Here is a 7,753-nt window from a genome sequence, read left to right as displayed (position 1 = left end):
GGTCCGTGCCCTGGACGCGGCTGGCGTGACCACGTACGTGGAGCTTGGTCCGGACGCGGTGCTGACCGCCATGGCCCAGCAGACCACCGAGACGGCCACCTTCGTACCCACCCTGCGCCGGGACCGGGACGAGGTGCGGGAGCTGGTGACGGCGGTGGCGCTGATGCACTGCCAGGGCGTGGCGGTGGACTGGGCGGCCTTCTACGCCGGCACCGGCGCCCGCCGCGTCGACCTGCCCACCTACGCCTTCCAACGACGCCCTTACTGGCTCGCCGAGGTAACCGGTGAGACCGTCGTCATCGGTGGCAGCACATCGTCGCTCGTCGATCAGCCCGACGTCGCCGCCGGCACCAAGAGGTGGCAGGGGATCCTCGCGCAGCCGGGTGGTGAGCGCGATCGCGCCGCGCTCACCTTCGTCCGGCAGCACGTGGCCACCGTGCTGGGCCACGAGATCCTCGACGAGGTGGAACCGGACCGAGCCTTCACCGAGCTCGGTTTCGACTCCGTGGCCGCGAGCGAGCTGCGCAAGCGACTCGCCACGGCCACCGGGGCCGAGCTGCCCGCCACGCTCGCGTTCGACCACCCCAACGCCCGCGCCGTGACCGACCTTCTGCTGGCCCTCCGGGAAGAGGCCGACGAGAGCCCGGCCCAGTCGGTCATCGCCGAGCTCGACCGGCTCGAAGCCGTCCTGTCCGCGGCTCCCGAACTGAACGGTGACACCTCTCGGGTCACGGCTCGGCTCGAAGCGGTCCTGCGCTCCTGGCGCGACGCCCGGCAAGGCGCCGTGGCGGACGTACCCGACGACTTCGCGTCCGCCACCGACGACGAGCTCTTCCAGACACTGGACAACCTCGAGATTGGTTCATGAGCGATGGGGAACGACGACAAGCTTCGCGACTACCTCAAACGCGCGACGGCCGATCTCCAGCAGACCAAGCGGCGGCTGCGTGAGGCGGAGGACAGAAACCACGAGCCGATCGCGATCGTGGCGATGAGCTGCAGGTTCCCCGGCGGTGTCGGATCACCGGAAGAGCTGTGGGACCTTGTCGACTCCGGCCGGGACGCGATCTCCCACTTTCCCGAGCACCGCGGCTGGGACACGGAGGCGCTCTACGACCCCGAACCCGCCACACCCGGCAAGACGTATTCCCGCGAGGGTGGATTCCTGCACGACGCCGGTGAGTTCGACGCCGACTTCTTCAAGATGAGTCCCAAGGAGGCCCGGGAGACCGACCCCCAGCAACGGCTGCTGCTGGAGACCGCCTGGGAGGCCCTGGAGCGAGCGGGCATCGACCCGACCTCGCTGAAGAAGTCCAGGACCGGCGTCTTCGCCGGCGTCGTCTACCACGACTACCTCGTGGGCGGTGGCACCGGAAGCCTGGCCAGCGTCGCATCCGGACGCATCGCGTACGTGCTCGGTCTCGAGGGGCCGGCGGTCACGGTGGACACCGCCTGTTCGTCGTCGCTGGTGGCGTTGCACCTGGCGATCCAGGCCCTGCGCACCGGTGAGTGCACCCTCGCCCTTGCCGGCGGTGCGACCGTCATGGCCCATCCGCACTCCTTCGTCGGCTTCAGCCAGGACCGCGGGCTGTCACCCGACGGCCGCTGCAAGTCCTTCGCCGCATCGGCGGACGGTACCGGCTGGGGCGAGGGCGTGGGCATGCTCGTGGTGGAGCGGCTGTCCGACGCCCGCGCCAACGGCCACCCCGTCCTGGCGGTGGTGCGCGGTACGGCGGTGAATCAGGACGGCGCGAGCAACGGTATCTCCGCGCCCAACGGGCCCTCCCAGCAGCGCGTGATCGAGCAGGCGCTGACCAACGCCCAACTGACCGCAGACCAGGTCGATGCGGTGGAGGGCCACGGTACGGGTACGACGTTGGGTGATCCGATCGAGGCACAGGCGCTGCTGGCGATGTATGGGCAGGGGCGTCCCGAGGGCCGGCCGTTGTGGCTGGGGTCGCTGAAGTCGAACATCGGGCACGCCCAGGCGGCGGCGGGTGTCGGTGGCGTGATCAAGATGGTCATGGCGATGCGCCACGAGACGCTGCCGAAGACCCTGCACGTGGACGAGCCGAGTACCAAGGTGGACTGGACGTCCGGTGACGTCCGGCTGCTGACGGAGGCCCGCCCGTGGCCCCGGACCAGCCGTCCCAGGCGGGCCGCAGTCTCCTCGTTCGGCTTCAGCGGCACCAACGGCCATGTGATCATCGAGGAGGCTCCTCCCGCTGCACCGGCCGGGAACCTCGTGGCGTCGGTGGGGAACGCGACGGTCGTTCCGCTGCCGGTGTCGGGCAGGGGAATCGACGCCGTGCGCGCCCAGGCCCGGCGTCTTCTCTCGCTCGCCGAGTCCGACGACGCGCCCACCGTGCCCGACCTCGGTTACTCCCTGGCGACCACCCGGGCTGCGCTCCAGGACCGTGCCGTGGTCGTGGCGAGCGACCGGGCCGAGCTGCTGCACCGGCTCGCCGCGTTGGCGGAGGGCGTGCCGGCACCGGGCGTCGTGAGCGGCACGGCCCGTGCCGATGGTGTGACGGCGTTTTTGTTCGGTGGGCAGGGTGCGCAGCGGTTGGGGATGGGCCGGGGGTTGTATGAGGCGTTCCCGGTGTTCGCGGAGGCCTTCGACGCGGTTGTGGCCGAGGTTGGTCTGCCGCTGCAGGACGTGATGTGGGGCCAGGACGCGGAGCGTCTGGACCGCACCGAATTCGCTCAGCCTGCGCTGTTCGCGATCGAGGTGGCGCTGTTCCGGCTGCTGGAGTCGTGGGGCATCAAGCCCGACTACCTGGCGGGGCATTCGATCGGTGAGTTCGCGGCGGCTCATGTGGCCGGGGTGCTGTCGTTGGCGGACGCGGCACGGCTGGTGACCGCGCGGGGCCGGTTGATGCAGGCGCTGCCGCAGGGCGGGGCCATGGTGGCCGTGCAGGCGGCTGAGGACGAGGTCCGCCCGCTGCTGTCCGACACGGTCGGTATCGCGGCGGTCAACGGCCCGTCTGCGGTGGTGGTCTCCGGTGCTCGGGCCGAGGTTTTGGCCATCAAGGAGCGTTTCGAGGCGGAGGGTCGTAAGGCGACGCGGCTGCGGGTCTCGCACGCGTTCCACTCCCCGCTGATGGAACCGATGCTGGAGGACTTCCGCACCGTCGCACAGTCGGTGACCTACAGCGAGCCGTCGATCCCGATCGTGTCCACCCTCACCGGGGACACCACTGGTGACCTGACCGACCCGGAGTACTGGGTACGGCACGTCCGCGAAGCCGTCCGCTTCACCGACGCGGTCCGCGCCCTGGACGCGGCAGGCGTAACCACGTACGTGGAGCTCGGTCCGGACGCGGTGCTGACCGCCATGGCCCAGCAGACCACCGACACCGCCACCTTCGTACCCACCCTGCGCCGCGACCGGGACGAGGTGCGGGAGCTGGTGACGGCGGTGGCGCTGATGCACTGCCAGGGCGTGGCGGTGGACTGGACGGCCTTCTACGCCGGCACCGGCGCCCGCCGCGTCGACCTGCCCACCTACGCCTTCCAACGACGCTGGTTCTGGCGTGACCCCGAACAGGCGACGGCTGCGTCGGCGCCCGCGACCACGGACGAGGTCGACACCGTCGCCTGGGACGTCATAGAGCGGGCGGACGGGACGGCTATGGCCACCCGTACGGGTGCGCCCGTCGAGGCCCTCGATGAGGTGCTGCCCGCCCTGAAGGACTGGCGCCGACGGCTGCGCGAGCAGGCACGGACCGACGGGTGGCGCTATCGCGTCGCCTGGCGCCCGGTCCGCCAGGGAACCGGCACCGGGGACCGGGACGTTCCGGAGGGCACCTGGCTCCTGGTCGTTCCTGAAGGGGATGCCGACGCCACCCGGATCCGCGCTCTCACCGACGGCTTCGCGGCCCACGGTCTGTCGACCGTACGTCTGGAGGTCGGGGACCAGGACCGGGCCGCCCTCGCTCGTGAGCTGAGCCGTCACACCGCGGCGGCCGGGGTGCTGTCCCTCCTGGCCCTGGACGACCGGCCGCACCCCCACCATCCGGCGCTGTCCCGGGGCACCGCCGCCACGGTCACCCTGGTGCAGGCGCTCGGCGACGTCCGACTCGCCGCTCCGCTGTGGTGCGTCACCGCCCAGGCGGTCGCGACCGGTCCCGCCGACGAGGTCGTCCCCTTCCAAGCGTCCGTTTGGGGCCTGGGCGCGGGCCTCGAACTCGACCTCCCCGAGCAGTGGGGCGGCCTGATCGACCTGCCCGGCACCGTCGACGAGGACACCGTGCGCAGGCTCTGCGCGGTCCTCGCCGCGCCCGGCGACGAGGCTCAGATGGCGCTGCGCGGCGACCGGGTGCTCGGCCGTCGCATGGTCCGTGCGCCGCTGAGCGCCGAGGCCCCGGTGCGCGACTGGCGTCCGCGCGGCACCACGCTGATCACGGGTGGGACCGGTGGCCTCGGCGCCCATGTGGCCCGGTTGCTCGCCGAACGGGGCGCCGAGCACCTGTTGTTGACCAGCCGCCGCGGTTCCGACGCCGAGGGCGTCACCGATCTGGTCGCCGAACTCGCCGCCTGCGGCACCGAGGTCACCGTCGAGGCGTGCGACGTCGCCGACCGCGACGCGCTGCGCGCCCTGCTCGACACGGTTCCCGAGGACCGGCCGCTGACCGCCGTGGTGCACGCTGCCGGTGTGATGCAGCGCATCGCCCCCCTCGCCGAACTGACCCTGGACGAGGTCGCCGCCGTCGCCGACGCGAAGGTCGGTGGTGCCCTGCACCTCGACGAGCTGCTCGGCGACCGAGCCCTGGACGCGTTCGTGCTCTTCTCGTCCGGATCGGCGGTCTGGGGCAGCGCCGGACAGGCTGCCTACGGCAGTGCCAATGCCTTCCTCGACGCCCTCGCAGAACGCCGGCGCGCCCGTGGCGCCACGGCGACCTCGGTCGCCTGGGGGTCCTGGGACAGCGGCATGGTGGACGCCGAGCTGGGCGCGGCGCTCGGCCGGATCGGCACGCCGCCGATGGAGCCCCGGCTTGCCGCCGGCGCCCTCGGCCGGATCCTCGACCACGACGAGCACCGGGTGGTCGTCGCCGACATCGACTGGTCCCGTTTCGCCCCCGTGTACGCCCTGGCACGCCCGCGTCCCCTCCTTGACGCGGTGCCCGAGGCGCTTGCCGCCCTCGAAGGCGGTGGAGAGCAGGCCGGCCAGGCCGCTGGCGGCGAGGAGTTCGTCCGGCGGCTGAAGGACCTGCCGGCGGTCCAGCGCAGCCGGACGCTGCTCGACCTGGTCCGGGGCCACGTGGCAGTCCTGCTCGGCTACGACGACCCGGCCGCGCTCGATGCAGCACGCCCGTTCACCGATCTCGGATTCGACTCCGTGGCCGCCACGGACCTCAGGAACGCCCTGTCCGCCGCCACCGGCAGGAGGCTGCCGGCCACGCTGGTCTTCGACCATGCCACTCCGGCCGCGGTCGCCGCCCACCTGGTCGAGGAACTGTGCCCGGACGGCGACGGCGGCCAGGTGATGTCCGTACTGGCCGAGCTCGACCGGCTGGAGGAGGCGCTGGCGGCTCTGCCGGCCGAGGACGTCGAACGCCACCGGATCCCCCGTCGTCTGCAGGCATTGACGGCGAGGCTCGGCGGAGTCGCCGGAGCGGTCGCCGGGGCCGGACCGGCCGGTGGCACGGCATTGGACCACCAGCTCACCGAAGACGCCACAGCGGACGACGTCTTCGACTTCATCGACAAGGAACTCGGCCTGACCTGACCAGGCCACCGCTCCCGGCGTGCGACCCGCGCCGGGAGCACACCGCCCACCGGACCGCGCCGCGTGTCCGGCGCGGCGCCACCGAACCACCAGGACCATGCGGATTCCACAGGACGTTGCGAGGCGGGGAATGGCCGACGATCAGAAGCTCCTTGACTACCTCAAGCGGGTCACTGCGGACTTGGCCCTGACCCGCAGGCAACTGCAGGAGTACGAGGCCAGGGAGCAGGACCCGATCGCCATCGTGGCCATGAGCTGCCGCTACCCCGGTGGCGTGAGCTCTCCCGAAGACCTGTGGCGGCTGGTGTCGGACGGCGTGGACGCCGTGTCCTTCTTCCCCGCCGACCGCGGCTGGAACCTGGACGCGGCCGACGACGCGGACTTCGCCCGCGTGGGCGGCTTCATCGACGGCGCGGCGGAGTTCGACCCCGAGTTCTTCGGGATCTCGCCGCGCGAGGCCGTGGCCATGGACCCCCAGCAGAGGTTGATGCTCGAACTTTCCTGGGAAGCGCTGGAACGTGCCGGTATCCCCGCCGACAAGCTTCGCGGTGGACAGGTCGCCGTGTTCACGGGTTCCGGCTTCCAGGACTACGGCGACCTGCTCAACGCGGCACCCGGGGCGGCGGGCCCGTTCATGGGCACGGCCGCGGTGGCGGCCGTCATCGCCGGCCGGGTCTCCTACGCGCTCGGCCTCGAAGGCCCTGCCGTCACCGTGGACACGGCGTGCTCGTCGTCGCTGGTCGCCATCCACCTCGCTGCTCAGGCCCTGCGGGAGCGGGAGTGCAGCCTCGCCCTGGCGGGCGGTGTCATGGTGATGTCGACGCCGGGCCCGTTCATCGGCATGGCCACGCAGGGCGGTCTCGCCGCCGACGGGCGCGCCAAGGCCTACGCCGATGCCGCCGACGGCACCGGCTGGGCCGAGGGCGCCGGTGTGCTCGTCCTGGAGCGGCTGTCCGACGCCCGGGCCAAGGGCCACCCGGTCCTCGCGGTGGTCAAGGGCTCGGCGATCAATCAGGACGGCGCGAGCAACGGCCTGACCGCCCCCAACGGCCCCTCCCAGCAGCGCGTCATCCGCGAGGCGCTGAGCAGCGCGAGCCTCTCCGCCGCCCAGGTCGATGCGGTGGAGGGCCACGGTACGGGTACGACGTTGGGTGATCCGATCGAGGCACAGGCGCTGCTGGCGACGTATGGGCAGGGGCGTCCCGAGGGCCGGCCGTTGTGGCTGGGGTCGCTGAAGTCGAACATCGGGCACGCCCAGGCGGCGGCGGGTGTCGGTGGCGTGATCAAGATGGTCATGGCGATGCGCCACGAGACGCTGCCGAAGACCCTGCACGTGGACGAGCCGAGTACCAAGGTGGACTGGACGTCCGGTGACGTCCGGCTGCTGACGGAGGCCCGCCCGTGGCCCGAGACGGATCACCCGCGCCGCGCCGCCGTGTCCGCCTTCGGAGTCAGCGGCACCAACGCCCACCTCATCCTGGAGAGGGCTCCCGAACCGGAGCCGTCTGAGCCGGGCCATGACAGCCCCGCCCCGGCCGCCTGGCCCGTCGGCACCCCGCTGCCGTGGCTGCTCTCCGCGCGCAGTGCGGACGCCCTGCGCGCGGTGACCGAGCGGGTCGGCTCCTACGTCGCCGAGCACGCCGAACTCCGTGCCCTCGACCTGAGCAACTCCCTCGCGACCAGCCGGGCCTCGCTGGAGCACCGCGCTGTCGTGCTTGCGGGAGACAACAGCTCGGCCATGACGGCGATGGCCGCCCTCGCCCGTGGGGAGTCCCACCCCGACGTGCTGCGCGGCATCGCCTCTGAGGGCGGCGTAACTGCGTTCTTGTTCGGTGGGCAGGGTGCGCAGCGGCTGGGAATGGGCCGGGGGTTGTACGAGGCGTTCCCGGTGTTCGCGGAGGCCTTCGACGCGGTTGTGGCGGAGGTCGGTCTGCCGCTGCAGGACGTGATGTGGGGCCAGGACGCGGAGCGTCTGGACCGCACCGAATTCGCTCAGCCTGCGCTGTTCGCGATCGAGGTGGC

The 7,753-nt window shown here is 72.0% G+C and carries 3 protein-coding genes; all 3 read left to right on the top strand.

Features of this window, described 5'->3' with window-relative positions:
- A partial coding sequence (locus AB0A69_RS33715) for a phosphopantetheine-binding protein (protein WP_361429921.1) occupies positions 1 to 868 on the top strand: 868 nt, incomplete at its 5' end.
- A 3-nt stretch (positions 869 to 871) separates the two neighbouring features.
- The gene (locus AB0A69_RS33710; protein ID WP_361429919.1) at positions 872 to 5,731 is read left to right on the top strand and encodes a type I polyketide synthase; all 4,860 of its coding nucleotides are present in this window, start codon (positions 872 to 874) and stop codon (positions 5,729 to 5,731) included.
- Positions 5,732 to 5,861: 130 nt separating this feature from the next.
- The coding region (locus AB0A69_RS33705; protein WP_361429917.1) for a type I polyketide synthase at positions 5,862 to 7,753 on the top strand (1,892 nt) is incomplete at its 3' end.

Origin of the sequence: Streptomyces sp. NPDC045431 (genome assembly GCF_040646655.1) — a bacterium.
Classification (GTDB): domain Bacteria; phylum Actinomycetota; class Actinomycetes; order Streptomycetales; family Streptomycetaceae; genus Streptomyces.
The sequence above is the reverse complement of the archived record's forward strand: the minus strand, read 5'-3'. Positions and strand labels throughout refer to the sequence as shown.

Bases quoted from the DNA above. Each gene is read 5' to 3' on its own strand.
- AB0A69_RS33710 (WP_361429919.1), top strand. From the start codon at position 872: ATGGGGAACGACGACAAGCTTCGCGACTACCTCAAACGCGCGACGGCC.